The following is a 22,701-nucleotide window of genomic DNA, read 5'->3' on the forward strand; positions in this document are numbered from 1 at the left end:
CTAGGCCCCGCACCGGGCCCGGGCGACGTCATTCCGGCGCGCCGCCGGTGAGCCGGTCGCGGCTCACCGGCGGCCCGGTCAGGGCGTGGGCCGCACGTAGAACGGGCCCTGGGTGGCCAGGCGCAGCCCGAGCCCGGTGCGCGCGTTGGCCCGGTCCAGGATGGTGGAGACCGGCGCGTAGTGGTTCTGCTCGTTGGGGTTGGTGCACGCACCGGAGCCGTCGTCGCCGAAGGAGAGGATGCCCAGCGCCTTGCCGTCCGTCTCGGTGAAGAGCGGACCGCCGCTGTCCCCGGGCCGGGCGCAGATCCGTACGTCGATGCCGCCGGTGCTGGTGCCGAGGACCTCGCCGCACCGGGTGCCGGGCAGGTAGCCGGCCCCGGCACCGGAGTCCACGTACACCTCGCCCGACTTCGGCGTGTACGCGGAGCCGGTCGCGCAGACCACCCAGCCGGCCTTGACCTGGGTCACCGGCACGTACCCGGTGATCGCGACGTCGCGGCTGCCGGTGCAGCGCGGGTTGTCCTTGACGCACCAGTAGTTGACCAGGCTGGGCGTGCCGCCGGTCTTGCGCACCGGGTACGCCCACCCGCGCAGCGCGCCGCTCTGGTACGGGATGATCGCGTAGTCGTTCGGGTAGGCGTTCTCGCCGAGCCCCGGGTTGGTCGACTCGTAGCCGACCGGCTTCTTCGGCCCGAGGTACTGGTGCCAGGTGCGGTCCCGGTGGGTGTGCGTGCTGCTCAGCACGCAGTGCCCGGCGGTCAGCACGTAGTCGACGTTGTTCTTGTCGCGCACGTTGAAGCCGGTGGTGCAACCGCCGACCGTGCCGTTGTCCCGGGGCACGTCCAGCCGGATCCCGCCGCGCATCGGGGCCTGGTCGCAGTAGCGCGGGTCGCAGGCCTTCTCGACGGTGCCCGCCGCGATCCGGGCCTGGCTGCGGGCCGGTACGCCGGCTCCGGCGAGCGCCTCGGCCAGCCGCGCGTCGTCCGTGCCGTCGGTGAGCACGACGAGTTCGTTGGCCCGCTGGTCGACCACCACGTCGGCGCCCGCGGTCACGCCGAGGGTGCCGGCGAGCCGGGCCGCGGCGTCGGTGAGCCGCGCCAACGAGGCACGCACCGGCACCACCCGCAGGTGGGCCGCGTCGGAATCGGCCGCCAGGGCCGGGCGGATCGCCTCCGGCCGGGTCGCCCCGATGGTGAGCAGGCCGCCGCCGGCCTGGTCCAGCCACATGCCCCCGTACTCGTCGGGGAAGCGGGCGGCCAGCGTCCCGGCCAGCGCCCCGGAGCGCTCCTGCAACGCCAGCCGGCGGGCCGCCTCGGCCGCCGGGATCCGGTAGCGGTCGGTCAGGTAGGCGACCGAGGCGGGCGCGGCCTGGGCCAGCTCGCTGCTGCTCCGGCCGGCGGCCGATCCGCTGCCGGCGCCGGACCGGACGGGCCGGCGGTCGCCGGAGGCCGACGGGGCCGCCGATCCGGCCGTGCCGCCGGCCGGGCCGCCGCTCGTCTGGTCCTCGGCCGGCCGGGCCGCGGCGGCCGGCGCGGTGCCCGGATCCGGGGCGCCCGCCCCGGCGGTCAGCGTCGCGACGCCGGCCGACACCGTGGCGACAACCGCCAGCCCGATGATGATCGTTCTTGGTCCTGCGCGCACGCCGCGATCCTCCCCGTGTCCGCGTGCCCGATCGGCAGCAGCGCGGCCGGCACCGCGGTGCGGCAGTCCCGGCGCGGAGGGTGGCCGATCGACGAGCGGCCAGTGTAGCCGGGCCTGCCGGCGCTGTCCCACCGGACGTCGCGGGGGCGGGTGCGCCGCCGGAACCGCCGGTGCTGGCGGCGGGACGGCGGTCCGCTCAGATCAGCGAGTCGCGCCACCGCCGGTGCAGCTCGGCGTACCGGCCGCCGGCCGCGGCCAGCTCGGCCGGCGGGCCGTCCTCGACGATCCGGCCGCCGTCGAGGACCAGCACCCGGTCGGCGATCTCCACCGTGGAGAGCCGGTGCGCGATGACCAGCGCGGTGCGGTCCCGCAGCACCGTGTGCAGCGCCCGCTGCACCAGGCGTTCCGTCGGCACGTCCAGCGACGAGGTGGCCTCGTCCAGGATCAGCACCCGCGGGTCGGCCAGGAACGCCCGGGCGAACGCGACGAGCTGCCGCTGCCCGGCGGAGAGCCGGTTGCCGCGGCGGCGCACGTCGGTGGCGTACCCGTCGGGTAGGGCGGCGATGAACTCGTGCGCGCCGATCGCCCGGGCGGCGGCCGCCACCGCGGCGTCGTCGGCGTCCGGGCGGCCGAACCGGATGTTCTCCGCCACCGAGCCGCTGAACAGGTGGGTCTCCTGGGTCACCAGCACCACGGCCCGGCGCAGCTCCGCGTCGGCCAGGTCCCGCAGGTCGACCCCGTCCAGGCTGACCGTGCCGGCGGGCGGGTCGTGGAACCGGGCGAGCAGCTTGGCGATGGTCGACTTACCGGCCCCGGTCGGCCCGATCAACGCCACGGTCTGCCCGGCCGGCACGGTCAGCTCCAACCCGGCCAGGATCGGCTCGTCCGGCCGGTACCCGAAGTGGACCGCGTGGAACGCCACCGCGCCCCGCCGCGCCACGGCGGGCAGCGGCACCGGCCGCGCCGGCTCGGCCACGGCCGGCCGTTCGTCGAGCACCCCGGCGAGCTTCTCCAGCGCCGCGGTGGCCGACTGCAACGCGTTGTAGAACTGGCTGAGCTCCTCCATCGGCTCGAAGAAGCGGCGCAGGTAGAGCAGGAACGCGGCGAGCACGCCGACCTCGGCCCGCCCGCCCAGGACCCGGACGCCGCCGTAGGCGAGCACCAGCGCGGTGGTCAGGTTCCCGATCAGCCGGATGCCCGGCGAGTAGACCGCGATGAGCCGGAAGGCGGAGAGGCTGGCCTGCCGGTAGCCGTCGTTGACGGCCCCGAAGATGAGCTGGTTGCGCGGCTCCCGCCGGTACGCCTGCACCACGCGGATGCCCCGCAACGACTCGACGAAGTGCACGATGACCAGGGCCACCGCCTCCCGGGTCCGCCGGTACGCCCCGGCGGAGGCGCGGGCGAACCACCGCGACAGGCAGAACAGGAACGGGAAGGCGAGCAGGGTGACCGCGGCCAGCGGCAGGTCGAGCCAGAGCAGGATGCCGGCCACCGAGAGCACCGACAGCGCGGCCATCACCAGCTTGTCGATGCCGCCGTCGACCAGTTCGGCGATCGACTCCAGGTCGCTGGTCAGCCGGGACACCATCCGGCCGGACGTGTAGCGCTCGTGGAAGCCGACGTCGAGGCGGAGGAAGTGGCCGTAGACCCGGCCGCGGAGGTCGAGCAGCACGGCCTGACCGATCCGGGCGGCCACCAGGAGGAAGGCGCGCCGGGCCGCGTACTCGGTGCCGGTGGCCACGGCGAACGCGGCCGCGACGGCGACCAGGGGACCCGCGTCACCGGACCGCAGCGGGCCGATGCCCCGGTCGATGCCGAGCATGACCAGGTAGGGCCCGGCCATGGCGGCGGCGTTCTGGGCCAGCAGCAGGGCCACCGCGAGCGCGAGCCGGCGCCGGTGCGGGCGTAACACCCGGCCGAGCAGGACGCGGCTGCGCGCCCGGAGCCGGGCGACCGCCTCCGGCGCGGAGTCCTCGGCCCGGCTGCGGTCGGCGTCCGGGTCGGTGGCCCGCCCCCGCCACCGCGACAGCTCCGGCTCGCCGGGCTGCCGCGACGGCTCGGGCCTGCCGGGACGGCGTGCCGGGTCGGAGTCGGGGTCGCCGGGTTTCGGGGGGTGGTCGGGGTCGGGGTCACCGCGCTGCCGGGGGATCCGGGGTGGCCCGGCGGCGGCCCCTGTCACGACCGGACCAGCCCGGCGCCGTCGTGCCGCCGGTCCGGCTCGGCGGAGAGCACGGCCCGGTACGCCGGCACCTCGGCCAGCAGCGTCGAGTGGGTGCCGACGGCGACGATCCGCCCGCCGTCGAGCAGGGCCACCCGGTCGGCGAGCGCCACCGTGGAGGGGCGGTGCACCACCAGCAGCGCGGTGGTGTCCCGCAGCACCCGGCGCAGCGCCGCCTCGACCAGCGCCTCGGTGTGCACGTCGAGCGCGGAGAGCGGGTCGTCGAGGACGAGCAGCGCGGGCCGGCCGAGCACCGCCCGGGCCAGCGCGAGCCGCTGCCGTTGCCCGCCGGAGAGGGAGAGGCCCTGCTCGCCCACCCGGGTGGCCAGCCCCCACGGCAGGTCGTACGCGAACTCCGCCTGGGCCAGCGCGAGCGCGGCGCGGACCTCGTCCTCGCCGGCCTCGGGTCGGCCCAGGGTGAGGTTCTCCCAGACCGACATGGAGAAGAGCGTGGGCTCCTCGAAGGCCACCCCGACCAGTCGGCGCAGCGAGCCCAGGCGCAGGTCGCGCAGGTCGTGCCCGTCCAGGGTGATCCGGCCGGTGGTGACGTCGTGCAGCCGGGGGACCAGGGACAGCAGGGTGCTCTTGCCGGAGCCGGTCGCGCCGACCAGGGCCAGCGTCTCGCCGGGCTCGACGGTCAGCTCGATCTCGCGTAGCACCGGCGGCCCGCCCGGGTAGCGGAAGCCCACCCGTTCGAAGCGCAGCCGGCCGCACACCTCGGCCCGGTCCAGCGTCCGGGCGTGCGGCGCGTCCACGATGGCCGGTGGGGTGTCCAGCACCTCCTGGATCCGGTCGGCGGCGGTCGCCGCCTCCTGGCCGTTGGCGATGATCCAGCCGAGCGACTGCACCGGCCAGATCAGCATCAGTTGGAGGCTGACGAAGGCGACCAGCTCGCCGATGGTGAGCCCGCCCCGGGCCACCGCCGTGGCCCCGGCGACCAGCACCACCCCGAGGGTGAGGTTGCCGACCAGGTCGAACAGCGCAGAGGTGCGGGCCAGCAGCCGGGCCTTGCCGATGCCGGTGTCGTGCAGGGCCCGCGCGCCGGTCACGAAGCGGGTGACCAGCTCCGGCCCCCGCCCGTACGCCCGCGCGGTGCGCAGCCCCAGCGCGGTCTCCTCGACCAGGGTGGCCACGTCGCCCTGCTGGTCCTGCATCCGCCGGGACGCCGCGTGGTAGTGCCGGGCGAACCGGCGGCTGATCAGGAACAGCGGCAACGCGCTCGCCGCCACCAGCAGGCCGAGCCACGGGTGCAGCCGGATCAGCAGCACCACCACGGCCGCGTAGGTGACCAGGTTGAGCACCAGGAAGAGCAGGCCGAAGGAGAGGAACCGGCGGATCACCGACAGGTCGCCGGTGATCCGGGAGAGCAGTTGGCCGGACTGCCAGCGGTCGTGGCAGCCGGCCGGGAGGCGTTGCAGGTGCGCGTAGATGTCGGCGCGGATCGCCGCCTCCATGCCGACCGAGGAGGAGGACTGGGTCCATCGGCGGATGAAGATCAGCACCGCCTCGGCCAGGCCGAGCGCGAGAGCGAGGGCGCCGAGCCGGAGCAGCCCGGCCTCGTCGTGCCGGGCCACCGGCCCGTCCACCACCCGCTGCACCACCAGCGGCACCGCCAGGCCGGCCGCCGTGGCGGCCAGCGCCGCGAGCAGCAGCCAGGAGAACTCGGCCGCGTACGGGCGCAGGTAGGGGTGCAGTCGCCAGAGGTTGCGCAGCGGGTGGGGACGGGCGTGGTCACGCACCGCCGGGTTGCCGTCGCTCTGCGCAGGCACTATCCGACGGTAGCGGCCGGGTGCGACACGGTGGCTGTCAGCTAGCCGTCAACCGTCCCTCATGCCCGAGAAGCCAGTTCTTCACGTCCAGGCCCCACCGGTAGCCACCGAGCGTGCCGTCGGTGCGCAGCACCCGGTGGCAGGGCACGAAGAGGGCGGCGGCGTTGCGGGCGCAGGCCGCCGCGGCCGCGCGGACCGCCGCGGGGCGGCCGGCCAGCCCGGCGAACCCGGTGTACGTCACCGGCTCGCCCGGCTTCACCTCCCGCAGCACCCGCCAGGCGTGCGCCAGGAAGGCGCCGTCGGTGTGCTGCCGCACCGGGACGGTGTCGATCGCGGTCAGCTCGCCGGCCAGGTACGCCCGGACCGCGGCGGTCACCGGGCCGAGGTCGGCCCGCTCCCGCAACTCGCCGCGCAGGCTCGGGTGCACGAGCGGCGCGAGATCGGCCGGGGCGGCGGTGAAGCCGGCGGCGCGGACCGCCCCGTCCGGTCCGGTGAGGACGCTGAACGGGCCGGCGGGGGTGTCGATGACGGTGCTGTCCAGTGTGTTCATGCCGCTCTCCAGAGTCGGATCACCGCGTACGACCGCCAGGGGCGCCAGCGGTCCGCGTACGCGTGCAGGGTCTTCGGGTCGTCGGGCGCGCCGAGCGCGGTCGCGCCCCGGCGTACACCCAGGTCGGTGGGGAGGAAGGCGTCCGGGTCGCCGAGCGCCCGCATGGCCACGTAGCCGGCGGTCCACGGGCCGATCCCGGGCAGCGCGGCCAGCCGCCGTACCGTCTCCTCCCGGTCCCCGCCGGGTTCCAGGTCCAGGTCGCCGGCGGCGACCGTCCGGGCGAGCGCGCGCAGCGTCTCCCGCCGGGCGGCCGGCATCCGGAACGCCTGGTCCGGCGCCGCCGCCACCGCCGCCGGATCTGGGAAAGCGGACAGCTCCGGCCGGTCGTTCCCGTCCGGGCCGCCGCCATCCGGGGCGTCCCCGTCCGGGCCGTCCCCGTCCGGGCCGACGCCGCCGCGCCCGGTCGGGCCGCCGCCGGCGACGGCGGCGAGCAGGTGGGTGAGCGTGGTCCGGGCGGACCGGAGTGAGATCTGCTGGGTGGTGACGGCGCGGACGGCCATCTCGAAACCGTCCACCGCGTGCGGGAGCCGGACCCCGGGCTCGGCCCGCACGGCCGGCCCCAGGACCGGGTCGGCGGCCAGGACGGCGTCGACCGCCACCGGGTCGGCGTCCAGGTCGAGCAGGCGACGGCAGCGGGCCACCGCCGGCGCCAGGTCGCGCAGGTCGGCCAGGCGCAGGGTGGCGGCCACGTGGCCGTCGGCCGGGGTCAGCGCGACGCTGCCGGGACCGTGCGGCAACCGCAACCCCCGGTGGTACGTCCCGTCGCGGACCTCCTCCACCCCGGGCAGCGCGCGCAGGGCGAGGAAGTCCAGCAGCGCCGCCGCGTGCAACGGCGGCCGGTATGCCAGCCGCAGCGAGATGGTGCCCGCCCCGCCCGTCACCGGCCGGCCGCCCCGGCTGATCCGCAGGTCGGACGGGGTGGCCGCGTACACCTCGCGGACCGTGTCGTTGAACTGCCGGACGCTGCCGAACCCGGCGGCGAAGGCGATCTCGGCCATGCCCAGCTCGGTGGTCTCGATCAGGATCCGGGCGGTCTGCGCCCGCTGCGCCCGGGCCAGCGCGAGCGGCCCGGCGCCCAGCTCGGCGTGGAGCATCCGGTGCAGGTGCCGCTCGGTGTAGCCGAGCCGGGCGGCCAACCCGGGCACGCCGTCCCGGTCCACCACCCCGTCCGCGATCAGCCGCATCGCCCGGCCCACCACGTCCGCCCGGACGTCCCACTGCGGGGAGCCCGGGGCGGCGTCCGGCCGGCAGCGGCGGCAGGCGCGCAGCCCGGCGCCCTGCGCGGCGGCCGCCGACGGGAAGAACCGGACGTTCTGCCGCTTCGGCGTCATCGCCGGACAGGACGGCCGGCAGTAGATCCCGGTCGACGTCACGCCCGTGTAGAACCACCCGTCGAACCGCTGATCGCGGCTGTCGACGGCCCGGTAGCACCGTTCGAAGTCCAACTCCACGCCATCGATCCTGCCTCGCAGGTCCCGCCGCCGGCTGGCGGGATTCGGACCTGACCGTACGCGCCTCCCCGCCCCTCGGCCCTCCCCGTCCCCGCCCGCCCCGCCGGCGCGTCGGCGGAGCGGGCGGGCGGGTCTTCACCGGCCGCGGCGTGTCGGTGTCCCGGCAGCAGCGGCGCGTCGGTCTCGGCCGCGGGCATGGCTCTGGGGTGACCCGAGGACGGCCGTCGCGGCCGAGCCGGGCAGCACTTTTTGTCGATATGCCGCAGCGGCATATTTATGCCTCTGCGGCATATCGCGCTGAGGTGGTGGTCCTTCTCCACGGTGGCCAGCCCCGCGGAGGAGCCCGCACAGGGAGGGGCGCTGACAGCCGTTGCCATGCGAGTTCGCTCTGCGCGCCGGTCGCCGTCGGCTCCGTCAGGGAAGCGACGGCTCCAACGCACGCTCGGAGGGCTCGGCAGGTGACGTCGCAGGTCAGGCGCGGGATCCCAGGCGTGGCAAGGGATTCCGGCGCGGAAAGTGTCGGTAGTGGCCGGTACCGTCCCGCCACCAACTCAAGAAAAGGTGCGGGGAGATGGCGTGCGTGGCCGGGCGAGGTGCCTGCTGATGCGGTCGGGGCGGATACGGCTGGACCGCGCGGTGGTGCAGGGCTTCTACGACCGGATGCGGGTGGTGGCGTCGGCCGCGTACGGCGCGATCGAGCGGGACCGGGCCGAGGATCCGGGGCGGCCCTTCGTCGAGACCGCGTGTGGCCGGCTAGCCAGCTCGCTCGATCCGGCCGGGCTGCGGGCGCTCGGGATGTGGGCGCACCACTGGTGCGTGCGCTTCTACGACGACGACACCCGGGTCGGGGTGCGGCTGGTGCGCCAGATCGCCGGCCGGTCCGGGCTGGGCTGGACCCCCGACGAGGTGCGCTGGCTGCTCGACCAGTCGTACGCCGCCGGCCCGGCCGCCGCGCACCGGTTCATCCTGCCCCGCGCGGCGGCGGCGGAGCTACCGCCCGGCACCCTGCCCGAGTGGGGCGACGACGTGCCGGAGCTCCCGCGCCTCCTGGCCGGCTGACCCGCCGCCCCGCCCGCTCCGCAACGGTTCCGCCGGCACCGGCACGGCCTTCCGTGGTGCGGCCTGCGCTGGCCCGACCGGCGTCGGTCCGGCCGGCGTCGGTCCGGCCGGCGTCGGTCCGGCCGGCGTCGGCCCGGCCAGCGGGGATCGGGGGAGCGGGGAAGGAGCCGGAGGGCGGTCGGGGAGTTGGCCGACCACCATGGCGGCCACCGCGACCAGGAACCCGGCGAGTTGGAGCGGGCGGAGGGACTGGTCCAGCACCAGCCAGCCGAGCGCCGCGGCGGTCAGCGGGCTGAGCGCGCCGAGCACCGACACCCGGGTGGCCGGCAGCCGGGCCGCGCCCCGGAACCACAGCACGTAGGCCAGGGCGGTGCCGGCCAGCCCGAGCCAGGCGTACCCGAGCAGGGCGGGCCCGTCCGGCGCGGGCGGCGCGCCCTCCACGGCGGCGGCGACCGGCATGATCATGAGGCCGCCGGCGACGAGCTGCCAGCTCGTCGCGGCGAGGATGCCGACGCCGGCCGGCCGCCCCCAGCGGCGGGTGAGCACCAGGCCGGCGGCCATCGCGGCGGTGCCGGCGAGGCCGGCCGCGACGCCGAGCGGGTCGAGGCCGCCGCCGCCGCGCAGCACCACCAGGGCGACGCCGGCCGGCGCGGCGAGCGCGGCGAGCAGGGCCCGGCGGCCGGGCCGTTCGCCGAGGGCGGCCACGCCGAGCGCCGCGACGAGCAGCGGCTGGGCCGCCCCCAGCACCGCCGCGGTGCCGCCGGGCAGCCGGTACGCGGCGACGAAGAGCAGCGGGAAGAAGGCGCCGATGTTCAGCGCGCCGAGCACCGCGGCCCGCCACCACCAGTCGCCGGCCGGCCGGCGCCGGGTCAGGGCGAGCAGCAGCAGCCCGGCCGGCAGGGCACGCAGCGCGCCGGACCAGAGCGGCCGGCCGGCCGGCAGCAGCTCCGCGGTGACCAGGTAGGTGGTACCCCAGGTGGCGGGGGCGGCGGCGGTGAGCGCGACGTCGGTCCAGCGGCGATCCACGACGACCTCTTTCCTCGACAGCAAGTAGCTCAGCGCTAAGCTAACGAGTGTCGAGCGAAAGGGGAAGTGCGAGGTGCGGCACAATCCCTGCGTGGCAACGGACGAGGTGGACCTGATCGTCGAGCAGTGGCGGCGGGAGCGGGCCGGACTGCGGCCCGAGCCGATGGCCGTCTTCGGCCGCATCTACCGGCTGGCCCGGCTGGTCGGCGACGGTCAGGAGCGGGTGTACGCCAACTGGGGGATCGGTCGCGGCGAGTTCGACGTGCTGGCCGCGCTGCGCCGCTCCGGCGCGCCCTACACGCTCGCCCCGAAGGCGCTCACCGCCGCCCTGATGCTCACCTCCGGCGGGATGACCGGCCGGCTCGACCGGTTGGAACGGGCCGGCCTGGTCCGGCGCGCCCCCGACCCCGCCGACCGGCGCGCCCTGCGGGTCAGCCTCACCGACGACGGCCGCCGGGTCGTCGAGGAGTCGGTCGAGGCCGGCCTCGAGGTGCAGCGGCGGATCCTCGACGCGCTGCCCGCCGCCGACCAGGAGCGCCTGGCGGACCTGCTCCGTACGCTGCTCGCCGCCGCCGAGGCGGACCGGCCCGATCAGGCAGGATGATCCCGACCCGTCCCCGACCGGAAGGACCACCGTGCCCGCCAGCGAACCCACCATCGTCGCCACCAGCATGGGCTTCAGCAGCCGGCGCCGGGGCCCCTGGGACGCCCAGCCCGGACCGGTCTTCGACCTGATGGCCGAGCTGGCGCAGGCCGGCGAAGCGCCGAAGATCTGCTACCTGAACCAGGCGGTCGGCGACCAGCCCACCTCGTTCACCCTGTTCCACGGCGCGTTCGCCGGCACCCGCTACCGCGCCTCGCACCTGGCGCTCTTTCCGATGCCCAACGTCGACGACATCCGGGCCCACCTGCTCGACCAGGACATCATCTGGGTCGGTGGCGGCAGCGTGGCCAACCTCTGCGCGGTCTGGCGGGTGCACGGCCTGCCGGACATCCTGCACGAGTGCTGGCAGGCCGGGGTGGTGCTGGGCGGGGTCTCCGCCGGGTCGATCTGCTGGCACCTGGGCGGCGCCACCGACAGCTTCGGCCCGACGCTGCGGGCGTTCACCGACGGCCTCGGCTGGCTCCCGTACGGCAACGGCGTGCACTACGACAGCGAGGAGCAGCGGCGACCGCTGATGCACCGGCTGGTCGGCGACGGCACGCTCCCCACCAGCCACTGCACCGACGACGGGGTCGGGCTCGTCTACCGGGGCACCCGGCTCGCCGAGGCGGTGGCCGACCGGGAGGGTGTGGCCGCGTACGAGGTGAGCCGGGCCGACGACGGCAGCGTCCAGGAGACCCGGATCGAACCGCGGCTGCTGACCCGGCCGGCCTGAACCCGGCGGCCGGGACCCGCCGGCCGCGCCGGCTCCGGCAGGCGGGTTCCCGGTGACCCGGGTCCCTTTTCCCGGTCGCCGTGGACCTGCCTGCCCGGGACCGCGGGCGAACCGCGTAAGCTGGCTCGTCGTGAGTCTCACCATCGGCATCGTCGGCCTGCCCAACGTGGGCAAGAGCACCCTGTTCAACGCGCTGACCAAGAACGACGTGCTCGCCGCGAACTACCCGTTCGCCACCATCGAGCCGAACGTCGGCGTGGTCGGGCTCCCCGACGAGCGGCTGGCCGAGCTCGCCGAGATCTTCTCCTCGCAGAAGGTGCTGCCCGCGCCGGTGTCGTTCGTCGACATCGCCGGCCTGGTCCGGGGCGCCTCCAAGGGCCAGGGGCGGGGCAACGCGTTCCTGGCGAACATCCGGGACGCCTCGGCGATCTGCCAGGTGGTGCGGGCCTTCTCCGACCCGAACGTGGTGCACGTCGACGGCAAGGTCTCCCCGGCCGACGACATCGAGACGATCAACACCGAGCTGATCCTGGCCGACATCCAGACGCTGGAGAAGGCGCTGCCCCGGCTCGAGAAGGAGGCCAAGCTCCGCAAGGACCGGGCCGCCGCGGTCGAGGCCGCCAAGAAGGCCGTCGAGGTCCTGGACGGCGGCACCACCCTGTACGCGGGCGCGGCCGCCGCCAAGATCGAGCTGGAGCACCTGCGCGAGCTGCACCTGCTCACCACCAAGCCGTTCCTGTACGTCTTCAACGTCGACGAGGCCGAGTTGGCCAACGCCGAATTCCTCGACGAGCTGCGCGCCCTGGTGGCCCCGGCCGAAGCCGTGTTCATGGACGCCAAGATCGAATCCGAGCTGGTGGACCTGCCCGAGGAGGAGGCCCGCGAGCTGCTGGAGTCCATCGGGCAGTCCGAGCCCGGCCTGAACCAGCTGGTCCGGGTCGGCTTCCGCACGCTCGGGCTGCAGACGTACCTGACCGCCGGGCCCAAGGAGGCGCGGGCCTGGACCATCCCGGTCGGCGCGACCGCGCCGGAGGCCGCCGGGGTCATCCACAGCGACTTCCAGCGCGGCTTCATCAAGGCCGAGGTGGTCTCCTACGCCGACCTGGTCCAGGCCGGATCGATGGCGGCGGCCAAGGCCGCCGGCAAGGTCCGGATCGAGGGCAAGGAGTACGTCATGCAGGACGGCGACGTGGTGGAGTTCCGCTTCAACGTCTGAATCCGGCCCGTTCCCGCAGGTCAGAAGGGTGTGTCCGTGCTCGGGGCGCACCAGGGGGTGCGAACCCACCCCGGCTTACCCGGTGACGAAGACGCCGACGCCCGGGAACTCGCCGTTGGCGATGCGTCGGGCGCTCGCCGAGATCGGGCCAGGTCTGGGACGCCCGCTGGTCGACACGGTGCGGGGTTCGAGGGGCCCGATCTACGCTTCGCCCGTCAGTCCGAGGTCCGGACCTGCTCCAGGTACGTCAGAGGTTCCCGGAGGTACTCCATGAGCTCCCGCAGCGCGTCCTTCTCCGCCGTGGTGATCACGACGTCCTCCTCCGACAGGGCGCCGACGAGTTCCGTGATCGCCAGGTCCCAGGCCCCGGCGCCGGCGGCGGTCAGGACGAACGGCCGGTGATTCGGGCTGATCCTGGGTGCGAGCTGGTCGGTGATCCGGCGGCTGCGCCGGTAGTAATCGTTGACTTCCATGGGTCTCCCGTGGGTTCGGTGGCTAGGCCGGTGGGTTGGTGGTGACGCCCTCGCCGCTGACGGGAAAGCCGCCGGAGATGCTGCCGTCCTTGTCCAGGATAACGATGCAGGTGATGCCGTCGCGGGTGCCGGTGACGCGCCAGCCGTCGCCGTGGGGACGCGCCTGAGGAGGGCTGTCGGGGTTGGTGGCGATGCTCTTGAACCAGCCCTCGACCTGCGCCCTGGTAGTGCCGGGCGGGAAGAGCGTCTTGCCGGGCTCGGTGGACGAGGGCTTGTGGTTGCCATTGCCCAGGCCGTCGCCGTCCCAGATCTTGTCCATCGCCCCCTCGCCCATCTGCCCGAAACGGCGCATGTCGTACATGGCCTCGGCGAACTCGGGGTCGTCCCAGGGGTTGGTCCTCTTGGGCGCCTCGGGCTCGGATGTGTCGGCGCCCTTCGGGCGGCCCTCCTCGGCGCGTTTGATGCCGTGCTGCTGGGCTGCTCCCACGCGCTTGGGCATCATGCCGGGGTTGAACTTGGGGCGCTTGGGGCCCTCGCCGTCACCGCCGTGCGGTGGGGTGGGGCCTGAGGGGTGCTTGTTGTGGAGGCCCGCCACAGCGAACAGGACCACCAGGACGGCGGTGGTCCGCAGAGCCGCCATGAGTTGTCGCATCGAGGGCCGCCTAGACGTCGAGGAGTGCGCGGAGGGCGGAGAGGCTGGTGATCAGGCCCATCAGCCAGCCGAAGATGCGGCCGGTCCAGCGGACGACGGCGACCGCGAGCTGGGAGGCGACCAGCGGTGTGGCGACGCCGAGAGAGAAGACCTCCTCGGCCAGCCACACCACGACCTTGGCGATGCAGTCGGCGATGAAGGCGCGCACGAACTCCCGCACGATCTGCACCAGGGTTCCCGCGCCACGGGTCGCGGCACCTATGCCGGCGGCCGTGCCCGCGAAGATCCCGGCGACGTCGATGTTGATGGCGAGGATGTCGCGGTAGGCGTCGGCGGCGGCGCCCTGCCATCCGTCGAGGTCGCCGACCAGCCGCGCCTTGAGGTCCTCGGCGATGGCGAACAGCTCATTGGCCATGTTGTCCCAGGTCATGGCGTGCGTCTCGATGGTCTCGGGATCACCGGCGAGCCAGTCGAGTGCCTGCTTCAGTGGCTCGACCTGCTCGATGGCCCACTCGATGCCCATTGACAGGAGCGTGCTGAACGGGTCGATGGCGATGGACGCCACGTCGAGAGCGGCGCCCATGCCCGCGATTGAGCCGTCGATCCAGCTGCCGGAGTCGATGGCGTCCTTGATGCCCTTGTAGTCGTCGGCGAGCGGCAGGCCGGTCCAGCCGTCGCGGTGCGCGGCGCTGGTCGAAGGGATGTCGGAGATCGTGGCGACCAGTGGGTTGCTCATGAGAGGACGCCGGGCTCAGGCCGCGGAGTGGAAGGAGTTGAAGCCGTCGGTGGTCGACTCCTCGGCCCGCTGGTAGGCATCGGCGGTTTTCTTGATTCCCGCGGCGAGCAGCGCGATGTTCTCGGCGAGCATCGCCACGCCCTTGTCCTGGTCCCGGTGGCGTCCCTCCAGGATGGGCGGGAAGAACTGGCAGAGCTGCCCGTAGGCATCGTCGGCCTGGAAGATGGTGGCGCTGGCGGCCTTGACGGCGGCGAAGCGGTCGTGAATGGCCCACATGGCCGTGGCGTGCGCGCGCAGGGCCTCGATGTCGACCTCGAACCCTCCGTACATCAGTAACGCCCCTCTTCGTCCTCGGTGTCGGCGGTGCGGAATCCGGCCAGCAGGGCCCGGCCGGTCGCCGAGTCGGCGCCGACCGTCTCCCGCACGACCTCGGCGGCGGCCTCGGCGAGCTTGACCCGCGCGTTGCGATAGGCGCCCATGATCGCCTGCTGCGTCTGCTCCAGGCTCATGCGCTGCACCCGAGCAGAGAGCCGGACGTCGGCCATCGCCCCCGTGGAGTCGACGGTGACCTCGACGGTCCCGTTGGCGTCGGTGGTCGTGACCCGCAGCGCGCGCAAGCCGGCACCGGCGGCCTGCGTCTCGGCGGCCCGGCGCGAGGCATTGGCCCGCCATGCCTCCAGGCGTTCCCGCGCATCCTCGGCGTCCAACAGCGGATTACCCATCGCGCCTCCGTTTCCGTTGCCGAGCAGGGAATTGAGAGGCGTCAGTGTAGGCGCGGCCCGCAACACCAAGATTGCCGAGCGAATGCGGCGTGATCTGGTCAATCTGGATCTCGGCGACGTGGGTGACACCTCCGGCGCGTCGGCGAGGATGGAGACGCCCGTGCCGCGGACCTCATTCGGCTCACACGGCAGCACGGGTAGGAGCACGAGGCCGTGAAGAGATCGGACATCGTGCGAGCCGCCCTCGGTGTGGGCCGAGCTCAGAGTGGTGGCGGCGCGGACTCCTATCGCTGCGGGCGGTCGTCGTCCCATACGGCCGCGCTGATGCGCCAGCCGGCGTCGGTACGCACGAACTGGATCGACTTCATCCCGCCGCCGGTGTAGGGGGTGTCGTTCATGCGGCCCTTCTTGGCGTACCTACCGAACCACTGCGCGATGTCGCCGAACAGGTCCAGTCGGCCCGACCGGGCCTCTTCCTGGAAGTCGGTGAGCGTGCCGTCGGTGAGCATGGCACGCCGCGGCTCGATGAACGCGTCGACGTCGTACACCGTGGGAGTCGCCCCGCACGTGCGGACGATGATGGCTCCGGGCAGCATCGCGTCGCGCAGTGCCGCCATCCGTTCGTCGACCCCGGGGCCGGAGGTGAAGGCGTCGAAGTAGCGGCGGACGAGGACTTGGATCTCCTCCTCGTCCCTGCCGGTCGTCGCCGGCGTTCGCCAGTCGTCTTCGGTCAACCCGAAGAGGAGCCGGGTGGCCCAGCCGCCCTTGAACCAGATGTCGTCGACCAGCCGCCCTTCCTGGACGAATCCGAGCCGTCGCAGGAGCCGGACCGAGGAATCGTTGTCGTCGACGCACACCGCGGTGATGCGGTGCAGGCCCAGGTCCTCGAAGCCCAGGCGCAGCATCTCGGCGGCGGCTTCGCCGGCGTACCCCTTGCCTTGATGGGCCCGCCCGAAGGCGAAGCCGAGCTCCCCCTGCCGGTGCTCGGCGCTGGCCCACTTCAGGAGGATCTCTCCGATCACGGTCTTCGTCTCGCGCAACTCGACGGCGAGCACCAGCCACTGGCCCGGTTCGGTGAGGGCCGCCTGGCCCAGCTTCGCGGTGAGCGCGGCCTTCGTCGCCGCCCGGTCGCGGACGGGCCACGGAAGGAACCGTACGACCTCGGGATCGCCGTGGAACTCGAGCAGGTCGTCGAGGTCGTCCGCGCGGTGCGGCCGCAGCGCCAGCCGTGGCGTCAGGATCGGGTAGCCGGGCCGAAAGGTCTCGGGCATCATGTGCCTCCGCTGGTCGTGCTGGGGGTCAGGGCCGGATCGCGATCTTGACCGCCTGGCGGGTGTCCATGGCGTGGTAGGCGGTGGCGATCGCGTCGAGGGGGACCTCAGCCGAGAAGACCGGGGACGGGTCCAGCCGCCCGGCGAGGACGTCGGCAACGAGGGACTCCATGTAGCGGCGGGCGGGGGCGACCCCCGCCCTCAGCGTGATGTTGTGGCGAAAAAGCCAGTAGAGGTCGACACGGTCCACGCCGTTCGGCACCCCGACGGAGCCGATCGTGCCACCGGGCCGGACCAGGTCGATCGCGAGGTCGAGGGCGGACTGGGTTCCTGCGCATTCGGCAACACCCGGCACGCCGCCCTCGGTCGCCTCCCGAACGAGGCCGACGGTCGCCGGATCGTCAGCGGAGAGAACATCAGTCGCCCCCATGCGGGTGGCGAGAGCGCTCCGCTCGGGGTGACGGCCGACGAGGATGATCCGTGCTGCTCCCGCCCGTCGCGCGGCGAGCGTTGCGCAGAGTCCGACGGCGCCGTCGCCCACGACGACGGCGGTCGCACCCGGCCCGACTCCGGCGAGCGAGATGGCGTGGGTACCGGTCGCCATCACGTCGGTCAGCGGGAGCAGCCGGCGCAACAGCTCCGCGTCAGCATCCGCACGCACCGGGACGAGCGTCGCGTCGGCGAATGGCACGCGGATCGCCTCGGCCTGACCCCCGCCGTTGCCGCCGCCCCAGAAGCCGCCGGCCGGGCAGGAGGTGAACCAGCCGTCGCGGCAGACGGGGCAGGTTCCGTCGGCGAAGGCGAACGGGGCCAGCACGAGGTCGCCCGGCCGGACACGAGCGACGTCCGCGCCGGTCTCCTCGACGACCCCGACCCACTCGTGCCCCATACGATCGCCGGGCGTGAACGACTCCTGGCCCCGGTAGGGCCAGAGATCGGAACCGCACACGGCCGCGAGGGACACCCTCACCACGGCATCACCAGGAGGCCCAATCATCGGATCGGGGACGTCGATGACGTCCACCCTGCCGGCCTCGGGCAGCACTGTCGCCTTCATGGTGGATGACACTATGCTGCGACCAGGCCCTCGCCCATGCCACTTCGACGGGATCGGCGGGCATTGACCGTCGATACGGAGCTGATTCCTCATGACAACCGGCAGATCGTCACAATGGGATGCCGCGGATCTCGCGATCATCCGCGAGCTCTCCCGCGACGGCCGGATCAGCGTCGCCGAGCTGGGCCGCCGCGTCGCGCTGAGCCGCCCGGCGGTCGGCGAGCGGATGCGCCGCCTTGAGGAGTCCGGCGTCATCAAGGGGTACGGGGTCCACCTCGACCTCGTCCGGCTCGGGCTGGGTCTGCGGGCCCATGTGTCCCTGCGTCCCCGACACCGGTCCGTTCGCAACTCCCAGGGCGTGCGTGAGCAACTGCTCGCCATCGGGCACGTGCTCTCCTGCGTCCATGTCACCGGGGACAACTGCTACGAGTTGACCATCGCCGTGCGGGACGCGGCGCACCTGGAGCAGATCATCGAGCGCCTCACGGAACTGGGCGACACCACCACCGGCGTCGTCCTCTCCGAACCCGTACACCCACGTGACGTCGACATTGCCGGATGGATCGCGAAAGACGGGACTGAGCCACGGGACGGAGACGACGGAGGTGGGTCTCCGCGTCCGACGTCGACCGGGTCAGGGGCCCGTCCCCGTGCTCGCGCCGTGCCAGGATTCCTGATGTGAAGCTTGATGATCTCGCGCGTCAGGTCGGTGCCAGGTCTCGCCTTACCGGGGAGTTCGTGCTGCGTTCCGGCCGGGTCGCGACCGAGTACTTCGACAAGTACCAGTTCGAGGCCGACCCGGTCCTGCTGGATGCGCTCGCGGAACAGCTGGTCGCCCTGGTGCCCACCGGGACCGAGGTGCTGGCCGGCCTGGAGATGGGGGGCATCGCCGTCGTCACGGCACTCGGCCGGCACACCGGCCTGCCCTGCGCGTTCGTGCGCAAGACCGCGAAACGGTACGGCACGGCCCGGCTGGCCGAGGGGGCGGCGGTGGCCGGGCGGAGGGTGCTCGTTGTCGAAGACGTGGTGACCTCTGGCGGGCAGGTGGTGCTCTCGACCAGGGAGCTACGGAGCCTGGGCGCGCGCGTCGACGCCGCCGTCTGTGTGATCGACCGCCAGGAGGGCGGCAGCGAGGCGTTGGCGGCCGAGGGCATCACCCTGCGCGCGCTCCTCACCCGTGCCGATCTCGGGGCGCCCAACGGACGGACGACACCGTGAGGCGCCGTCCGGCAGCGAGCATCCACCGCGGCCCGAGCAGGTGACACGGCGGCGGCCGCCGGCCCGGTGGGGGCCGGCGGCCGCGGGACGTGCCCGGGTCAGGCGTTGGCCCGGCGGATGGCCACCATCCCCCCGAGCCCGGCCATCGCGGCCAGCAGGGCGGGCCATCCCACCAGCAGGCTGGCCTGGTGCTGGCTGCTCAGCCACTGCCAGATGTCGCCGTACCAGCCCTGCCAGGTGATCAACGCGATCAGCAGGCCGATCACCAGGATCGCGACCGCGCCGGTGGCGAACAGTCCGTTGGTGCCGAACCGGACGTACCAGACGGCCACGAAGATGGCGAGGAAGTTCAGGAACAGGAACGGCACCGCGTAGACGGCGATCTGCAACAGGTCGTTGGAGACGTCGACGTACGGCACCCGGAAGAAGCGCAGCTGGATGCCGAAGCCGTTGGTGGCGCCCTCGACCAGGTTGAGCAGGTAGAGCAGGACACCGTAGGCGACCGCCTGCACCAGGTTGACGATTGTGGTGGCGAGATAGAAGGTGCGCCGGGTGACGCCCATGCCGAGCGCGAACGGGAACACCTGGGTGATCGAGGCGGCGGCGACGAGGGCGCAGACGATGTAGAGGCTGGCCAGGCCGCCGGTGGTGTTCTTGCCCGGCGCCGCCTCGTCGATCGAGGCGAAGATCAGCAGGTTGGTGCCCAACGAGATGCCCATGATGGCCCAGGGCCAGGCCAGTTGGCCGAGCCAGGCCACCGTGTGCATCCGGGCGACGTCGAGGATGCGAGTCATCGGGGGGTGGTCCCTTCCGCGGTCAGGCGCACGACGGCCTGCTGGAGCGACACCGGCGCGAGATCGATGCCGAGCTTCTTGGCGCGCATCCGTTCGGCGTTGTCGAACGACCCGCGCAGCGTGGTTCGGGCCGTGCCGCCGAGCTGCTCGCGGTGCAACGCCCGGTGCGCGGTCGCGAACCCGTCCACCGCCTCGGCGGGCCCGGACGCCTCCATCACCTGGCCGCGCAGCTCCTCGCTCGGCGCGTCGAGCAGCAGCTTGCCGTGGTCGAGCAGCAGCACGTGCTCGATCAGGTCGGCCACCTCGTCGATGAGGTGGGTGGAGAGGACGACCGTGCGGGGATTCTCGGCGTAGTCGGCCAGCAGTCGGTCGTAGAAGAGCTGCCGGGCGACCGCGTCGAGGCCGAGGTACGGCTCGTCGAAGAACGTCAGCGGCGCCCGCGCGGCCAGGCCGATCGTCACGCCGAGCGCCGACGTCATGCCGCGGGACAGCTTGCGCACAGTGCGCTTGCGGGGCAGCTCGAACTCGTCCACGAGGGACTGCGCGAAGTCCTCGTCCCAGTTGGGGAAGAGGCGGCTGGCCAGGCTCAGTACGTGCCGGACCTGGTAGGCGGCCGGGTACTTCTGGCTCTCCTTGATGAAGACCACCTGCATGAGCGCCCGCTCGTTCTCGAACGGGCGCTCACCGAAGAGCGTCAGGTCGCCGACGGTGACGCTGTTCTGGCCGGTGATCAGCTGCATCAGCGTGGTCTTGCCGGCGCCGTTGCGGCCGAGGAGGCCGTAGATCCGGTTCTCGGTCAGGGTGAAGGTGACGTCGTTCAGAGCGGTAACGTCGCCGAACCGCTTCGTGAGGCCGGCGGCCGCCACGACGCTCATCGCTGTTCCTCCCATGTCTCGATGAGCTTCTTCAGCTCTTCGGTGCCGATGCCGAGCTTGCGGGCCTCCTCGATGAGGGGACGCACGTACTGGTCGGAGAAGTCGAGCCGGCGACGTTCCCGAAGTGTTTCGCTGGCCCCCGTCGCCACGAACATTCCGATCCCCCGGCGCTTGTAGAGAATGCCGTCATCGACCAGGCGGTTGATCCCCTTGGCGGCGGTCGCCGGATTGATCCGGTGAAACGCGGCCAACTCGTTGGTGGACGGCACCTGGGTCTCCTCCGCGAGCGTCCCGTCGATGATGGAGTTTTCGATCAGCTCGGCGATCTGGACGAAGATCGGCCGATCGTCATCCATCCCGGCTCTTTGGTTCATTACTCATGTAGCTAACCATGGCACCAATGATCTCGGGCGTCAAGTGCCGTCGAGGCTCGGGGCTCGGGGCCCGAGGGAGCGCAGGGGAGTACCTCGCCCAGGGCGGGTTCGACCGCGACGGATGACCGCCGGCGGCCGGCGGCACCGGGCCCGCCCGGTCGTGCGTCGTGCTCTGCTGCGGCAGGTGGTCAGCACCGCCGCCACCCGGCGGCCGGCCGGGGCAGGCCGTCGCGGGCAGCCAGGGCTCGATCAGCGTCGGGTCGGCGACGGCGGACTCGACCTCACGCCGCTCCGGACCGGTCAGGTTGAGTTGCCGGAGCCGGCCGCCCCACTCCGGCACCCGATCTGCACCGTCTCGTCGAGCATCGTCAGCACCTCCGTCGGCGGCCGGGCGGAGCCAGCAGTCTGCCAAATCCCCGGCCGGCGCGCACATACCGGAAGTCGGCCGGCTACCGTGCGTGACGGTCCGGGCCAGGTCGCCGCCGAGGTGCCGGTCAGGGCTCATCCGGGGCGGTCACGGGTATCGGCCCCGGGCGTGTCTGCTGCTACCGTCGACATGTGATCGTCGAGGAACACTGGTGGAACGGGGACGCGTCCCCACGGGGACGTCGTGACGTCTACATCCGCACCGATGGTCAGCGCTGGGAAGTGCAGGCACAGATCGGTGGCGCGCAGGGCCGGTCCAAGGTGCTCGAGTGCACCAGCCGGACCTCGGCGAGCATCCTCGCCGGGGCCTGGCGCGGGGCCAACCCCGGCTGGCGCGAGCTGACCCACTGAACACCCTGACCGGCGGACCGGGCCGACGCCCGGTCCCGCTGGTCGCTACCCCGCTCGGCCACCAGCCCGCCCCAGGCGGGCGGTCAGGCCGTGCCCGACCGGCCGATGCGGTCCGGCCCGCTCGCCGGGCCGATGCGGTCAGGCCGCGTCCGACCGGGCCAGCCGGTGCAGGACGTCCCGGCAGCGGAGCAGCATCACGGTGATCTCGTCGAACATCGCCGCGTCGGTCCGCGCGCCCGGCCGCCACATGGCCCGCAGGGCGGCCTGACTCACCGCGAGCTGGGTGCCGGCACCCTCGACCGCGCCGACGTACTCCTGACGGTCCGCCGGCGGCACCCTTCCGGCGGCCGCACGGGCGGCCCGCAGCGCCGCCCCGGGCTGCGCGAAAACCGCCTCGGCGGTGGCGTCCGGGCCGGCGCCGAGCGCCGCCAGCGTGTGCTCCAACTCGGTCGCCGCGACGGTCATCCGCCCCACCGCCGTCAGCGTGTCCCCGGCCAGTCTCACCACGGACCGACCCTACTGCCGGCCGGCGGGGCCGAGCCAGCCAGCCGGCGCACCGGGCGAGCCGCTCAGCCGGCGCGCAGCGCGTCCTCCACGCCGGTCTCGTGCCGTCCGAGGTGGACCGGGTCGCGCCCGGAGAGCGCGTCCACCGCCGCCTTCACGCAGGCGCCGTACTCCCGGGTGGCGCTGATCCGCCAGGGGCGGGCGTACCGGCGGACGGTGTCGTCGCCAACCCCGTCGGCCTCGATGCCGAGGTGCCGGCAGAGCGTGACGGCCCGGGGCAGGTGGTAGGACTGGGTGACCACGATCGCCCGGCGTACCCCGAAGATCCGCCGGGCCCGGGCGCACGAGTCGTACGTGTCGAACCCGGCGTGGTCCAGCACCACCTTCCAGTCCGGCACGCCCCGCTCGACCAGCCAGTGCCGCATCGCGTCGGGCTCGTCGTAGTCGACGTTCATGTGGTCGCCGGAGACCAGGATGGCCCGGACCTTGCCGGCGGCGAGGAGCCGCTGCGCGATCGCCAGCCGGGCGGCGAGGAACGGCGAGGGTGTGCCGTCCGGGTTCACCTGGGCGCCGAGCACCAGGGCGACCGGCGCCGCCGGCACCTCGGCCTCGGCGTAGAGGTGCCCGTCGGCGCCCTCGCGGACCCAGACCACGCTGGCCACCGTGGCGGCGGCGAGCAGGGCCACGCCGACCACGGCGGCAACGAGCACGCGGCGTACGCCCCGCTGGTGCCGCCGAAACCATCGCCTGACGACCGCGACCCGTCTCCGCATGCCGGCGATTATCCACGGCCGACGCCCGTCGGCCGCTCAGTCCGACCGGGCCACGACGACAAGCTCGCCGTCGCCGCCCCGACCGGCTCGCCGCCCCAGCCGCCGT

The 22,701-nt window shown here is 73.5% G+C and carries 25 protein-coding genes; 7 read left to right on the forward strand and 18 right to left on the reverse strand.

Annotated features, from left to right (window positions below):
- Window positions 1–78: 78 nt before the first annotated feature.
- The 5 genes from ACIBPB_RS16955 to ACIBPB_RS16975 all read right to left on the reverse strand — a co-directional run bounded on the left by ACIBPB_RS16955 (window position 79) and on the right by ACIBPB_RS16975 (window position 7,689).
- The gene (locus tag ACIBPB_RS16955) at window positions 79–1,641 is read right to left on the reverse strand and encodes a S1 family peptidase (protein ID WP_396840500.1); all 1,563 of its coding nucleotides are present in this window, start codon (window positions 1,639–1,641) and stop codon (window positions 79–81) included.
- Window positions 1,642–1,837: 196 nt separating this feature from the next.
- Window positions 1,838–3,670, reverse strand: a complete 1,833-nt coding sequence (locus tag ACIBPB_RS16960) for an ABC transporter ATP-binding protein (RefSeq protein WP_396840603.1) — start codon at window positions 3,668–3,670, stop codon at window positions 1,838–1,840.
- 146 nt (window positions 3,671–3,816) lie between these two features.
- Window positions 3,817–5,628 carry an ABC transporter ATP-binding protein gene (locus ACIBPB_RS16965; RefSeq protein ID WP_396840501.1) on the reverse strand — a complete coding sequence of 604 codons (1,812 nt, stop codon included), beginning with the start codon at window positions 5,626–5,628 and terminating at the stop codon, window positions 3,817–3,819.
- 37 nt (window positions 5,629–5,665) lie between these two features.
- Complete coding sequence (locus ACIBPB_RS16970) at window positions 5,666–6,178, reverse strand: methylated-DNA--[protein]-cysteine S-methyltransferase (RefSeq protein ID WP_396840502.1); 513 nt, start codon at window positions 6,176–6,178, stop codon at window positions 5,666–5,668.
- A complete protein-coding gene (locus ACIBPB_RS16975) occupies window positions 6,175–7,689 on the reverse strand; it encodes a DNA-3-methyladenine glycosylase 2 family protein (RefSeq protein ID WP_396840503.1) in 1,515 nt (504 codons plus the stop codon). Before ACIBPB_RS16975 ends, ACIBPB_RS16970 begins: the two co-directional genes overlap by 4 nt.
- Before the next feature lie 603 nt (window positions 7,690–8,292).
- On the opposite strand from ACIBPB_RS16975, the gene ACIBPB_RS16980 reads away from it, so the two are divergent.
- Complete coding sequence (locus ACIBPB_RS16980; protein ID WP_396840504.1) at window positions 8,293–8,748, forward strand: hypothetical protein; 456 nt, start codon at window positions 8,293–8,295, stop codon at window positions 8,746–8,748.
- Here ACIBPB_RS16980 and ACIBPB_RS16985 read toward each other — a convergent pair.
- Window positions 8,680–9,774 carry an EamA family transporter gene (locus tag ACIBPB_RS16985; RefSeq protein WP_396840505.1) on the reverse strand — a complete coding sequence of 365 codons (1,095 nt, stop codon included), beginning with the start codon at window positions 9,772–9,774 and terminating at the stop codon, window positions 8,680–8,682. The two genes, ACIBPB_RS16980 and ACIBPB_RS16985, sit on opposite strands and share 69 nt — an antisense overlap.
- Window positions 9,775–9,865: 91 nt before the next feature.
- On the opposite strand from ACIBPB_RS16985, the gene ACIBPB_RS16990 reads away from it, so the two are divergent.
- From ACIBPB_RS16990 to ychF, 3 genes are all read left to right on the forward strand, one after another.
- Window positions 9,866–10,378: a MarR family winged helix-turn-helix transcriptional regulator gene (locus tag ACIBPB_RS16990; RefSeq protein WP_396840506.1), complete on the forward strand. Its 513-nt coding sequence runs from the start codon at window positions 9,866–9,868 to the stop codon at window positions 10,376–10,378.
- Window positions 10,379–10,409: 31 nt separating this feature from the next.
- Window positions 10,410–11,153 (forward strand): Type 1 glutamine amidotransferase-like domain-containing protein, encoded by a 744-nt coding sequence (locus ACIBPB_RS16995; protein WP_396840507.1) that lies wholly within the window; start codon window positions 10,410–10,412, stop codon window positions 11,151–11,153.
- A 130-nt stretch (window positions 11,154–11,283) separates the two neighbouring features.
- Window positions 11,284–12,369, forward strand: coding sequence for a redox-regulated ATPase YchF (gene ychF, locus ACIBPB_RS17000; RefSeq protein ID WP_396840508.1), 1,086 nt, complete (start codon window positions 11,284–11,286; stop codon window positions 12,367–12,369).
- A gap of 215 nt (window positions 12,370–12,584) precedes the next feature.
- Here ychF and ACIBPB_RS17005 read toward each other — a convergent pair whose 3' ends face one another.
- The 7 genes from ACIBPB_RS17005 to ACIBPB_RS17035 form a co-directional block, all read right to left on the reverse strand.
- The gene (locus ACIBPB_RS17005; RefSeq protein ID WP_396840509.1) at window positions 12,585–12,842 is read right to left on the reverse strand and encodes a hypothetical protein; all 258 of its coding nucleotides are present in this window, start codon (window positions 12,840–12,842) and stop codon (window positions 12,585–12,587) included.
- 22 nt (window positions 12,843–12,864) lie between these two features.
- Window positions 12,865–13,494 carry an EndoU domain-containing protein gene (locus ACIBPB_RS17010; RefSeq protein ID WP_396840510.1) on the reverse strand — a complete coding sequence of 210 codons (630 nt, stop codon included), beginning with the start codon at window positions 13,492–13,494 and terminating at the stop codon, window positions 12,865–12,867.
- Window positions 13,495–13,504: 10 nt separating this feature from the next.
- The gene (locus ACIBPB_RS17015; protein WP_396840512.1) at window positions 13,505–14,230 is read right to left on the reverse strand and encodes a WXG100 family type VII secretion target; all 726 of its coding nucleotides are present in this window, start codon (window positions 14,228–14,230) and stop codon (window positions 13,505–13,507) included.
- 15 nt (window positions 14,231–14,245) lie between these two features.
- On the reverse strand, window positions 14,246–14,560 hold the full coding sequence (locus tag ACIBPB_RS17020; RefSeq protein WP_396840513.1) for a type VII secretion target: 315 nt from the start codon (window positions 14,558–14,560) through the stop codon (window positions 14,246–14,248).
- Window positions 14,560–14,952 carry a YbaB/EbfC family nucleoid-associated protein gene (locus ACIBPB_RS17025; RefSeq protein WP_396840514.1) on the reverse strand — a complete coding sequence of 131 codons (393 nt, stop codon included), beginning with the start codon at window positions 14,950–14,952 and terminating at the stop codon, window positions 14,560–14,562. The genes ACIBPB_RS17020 and ACIBPB_RS17025 overlap by 1 nt, the downstream gene beginning before the upstream one ends.
- A 284-nt stretch (window positions 14,953–15,236) precedes the next feature.
- The gene (locus ACIBPB_RS17030; RefSeq protein ID WP_396840516.1) at window positions 15,237–16,223 is read right to left on the reverse strand and encodes a GNAT family N-acetyltransferase; all 987 of its coding nucleotides are present in this window, start codon (window positions 16,221–16,223) and stop codon (window positions 15,237–15,239) included.
- Between the two features lie 28 nt (window positions 16,224–16,251).
- A complete protein-coding gene (locus ACIBPB_RS17035) occupies window positions 16,252–17,280 on the reverse strand; it encodes a zinc-binding dehydrogenase (RefSeq protein WP_396840517.1) in 1,029 nt (342 codons plus the stop codon).
- Window positions 17,281–17,371: 91 nt separating this feature from the next.
- Here ACIBPB_RS17035 and ACIBPB_RS17040 point away from each other — a divergent pair, with 91 nt between their 5' ends.
- Together ACIBPB_RS17040 and ACIBPB_RS17045 are read left to right on the forward strand one after the other, a co-directional pair.
- Entirely contained in the window at window positions 17,372–17,962 is a 591-nt protein-coding gene (locus tag ACIBPB_RS17040) for an Lrp/AsnC family transcriptional regulator (RefSeq protein ID WP_396840518.1), read from the forward strand.
- Window positions 17,959–18,498 carry an orotate phosphoribosyltransferase gene (locus ACIBPB_RS17045; RefSeq protein WP_396840520.1) on the forward strand — a complete coding sequence of 180 codons (540 nt, stop codon included), beginning with the start codon at window positions 17,959–17,961 and terminating at the stop codon, window positions 18,496–18,498. Before ACIBPB_RS17040 ends, ACIBPB_RS17045 begins: the two co-directional genes overlap by 4 nt.
- A 98-nt stretch (window positions 18,499–18,596) precedes the next feature.
- On the opposite strand, the gene ACIBPB_RS17050 is transcribed toward ACIBPB_RS17045, so the two are convergent.
- From ACIBPB_RS17050 to ACIBPB_RS17060, 3 genes are read right to left on the reverse strand one after another with little or no spacing between them, the layout of a single operon-like run.
- Window positions 18,597–19,292, reverse strand: a complete 696-nt coding sequence (locus ACIBPB_RS17050) for an ABC transporter permease (protein ID WP_396840521.1) — start codon at window positions 19,290–19,292, stop codon at window positions 18,597–18,599.
- On the reverse strand, window positions 19,289–20,167 hold the full coding sequence (locus ACIBPB_RS17055; protein ID WP_396840522.1) for an ATP-binding cassette domain-containing protein: 879 nt from the start codon (window positions 20,165–20,167) through the stop codon (window positions 19,289–19,291). The genes ACIBPB_RS17050 and ACIBPB_RS17055 overlap by 4 nt, the downstream gene beginning before the upstream one ends.
- Window positions 20,164–20,523, reverse strand: a complete 360-nt coding sequence (locus ACIBPB_RS17060; protein ID WP_357313932.1) for a GntR family transcriptional regulator — start codon at window positions 20,521–20,523, stop codon at window positions 20,164–20,166. The genes ACIBPB_RS17055 and ACIBPB_RS17060 overlap by 4 nt, the downstream gene beginning before the upstream one ends.
- A gap of 576 nt (window positions 20,524–21,099) precedes the next feature.
- On the opposite strand from ACIBPB_RS17060, the gene ACIBPB_RS17065 reads away from it, so the two are divergent.
- The gene (locus ACIBPB_RS17065; protein WP_046568463.1) at window positions 21,100–21,318 is read left to right on the forward strand and encodes a hypothetical protein; all 219 of its coding nucleotides are present in this window, start codon (window positions 21,100–21,102) and stop codon (window positions 21,316–21,318) included.
- A 138-nt stretch (window positions 21,319–21,456) separates the two neighbouring features.
- On the opposite strand, the gene ACIBPB_RS17070 is transcribed toward ACIBPB_RS17065, so the two are convergent.
- Together ACIBPB_RS17070 and ACIBPB_RS17075 are read right to left on the reverse strand one after the other, a co-directional pair.
- The gene (locus ACIBPB_RS17070) at window positions 21,457–21,825 is read right to left on the reverse strand and encodes a hypothetical protein (RefSeq protein WP_396840524.1); all 369 of its coding nucleotides are present in this window, start codon (window positions 21,823–21,825) and stop codon (window positions 21,457–21,459) included.
- Window positions 21,826–21,887: 62 nt separating this feature from the next.
- Window positions 21,888–22,595 (reverse strand): vancomycin high temperature exclusion protein, encoded by a 708-nt coding sequence (locus tag ACIBPB_RS17075; protein WP_396840525.1) that lies wholly within the window; start codon window positions 22,593–22,595, stop codon window positions 21,888–21,890.
- Between the last annotated feature and the right edge of the window lie 106 nt (window positions 22,596–22,701).

The sequence above is a fragment of the Micromonospora sp. NPDC049836 genome, from assembly GCF_044465125.1.
Classification (GTDB): Bacteria; Actinomycetota; Actinomycetes; order Mycobacteriales; family Micromonosporaceae; genus Micromonospora.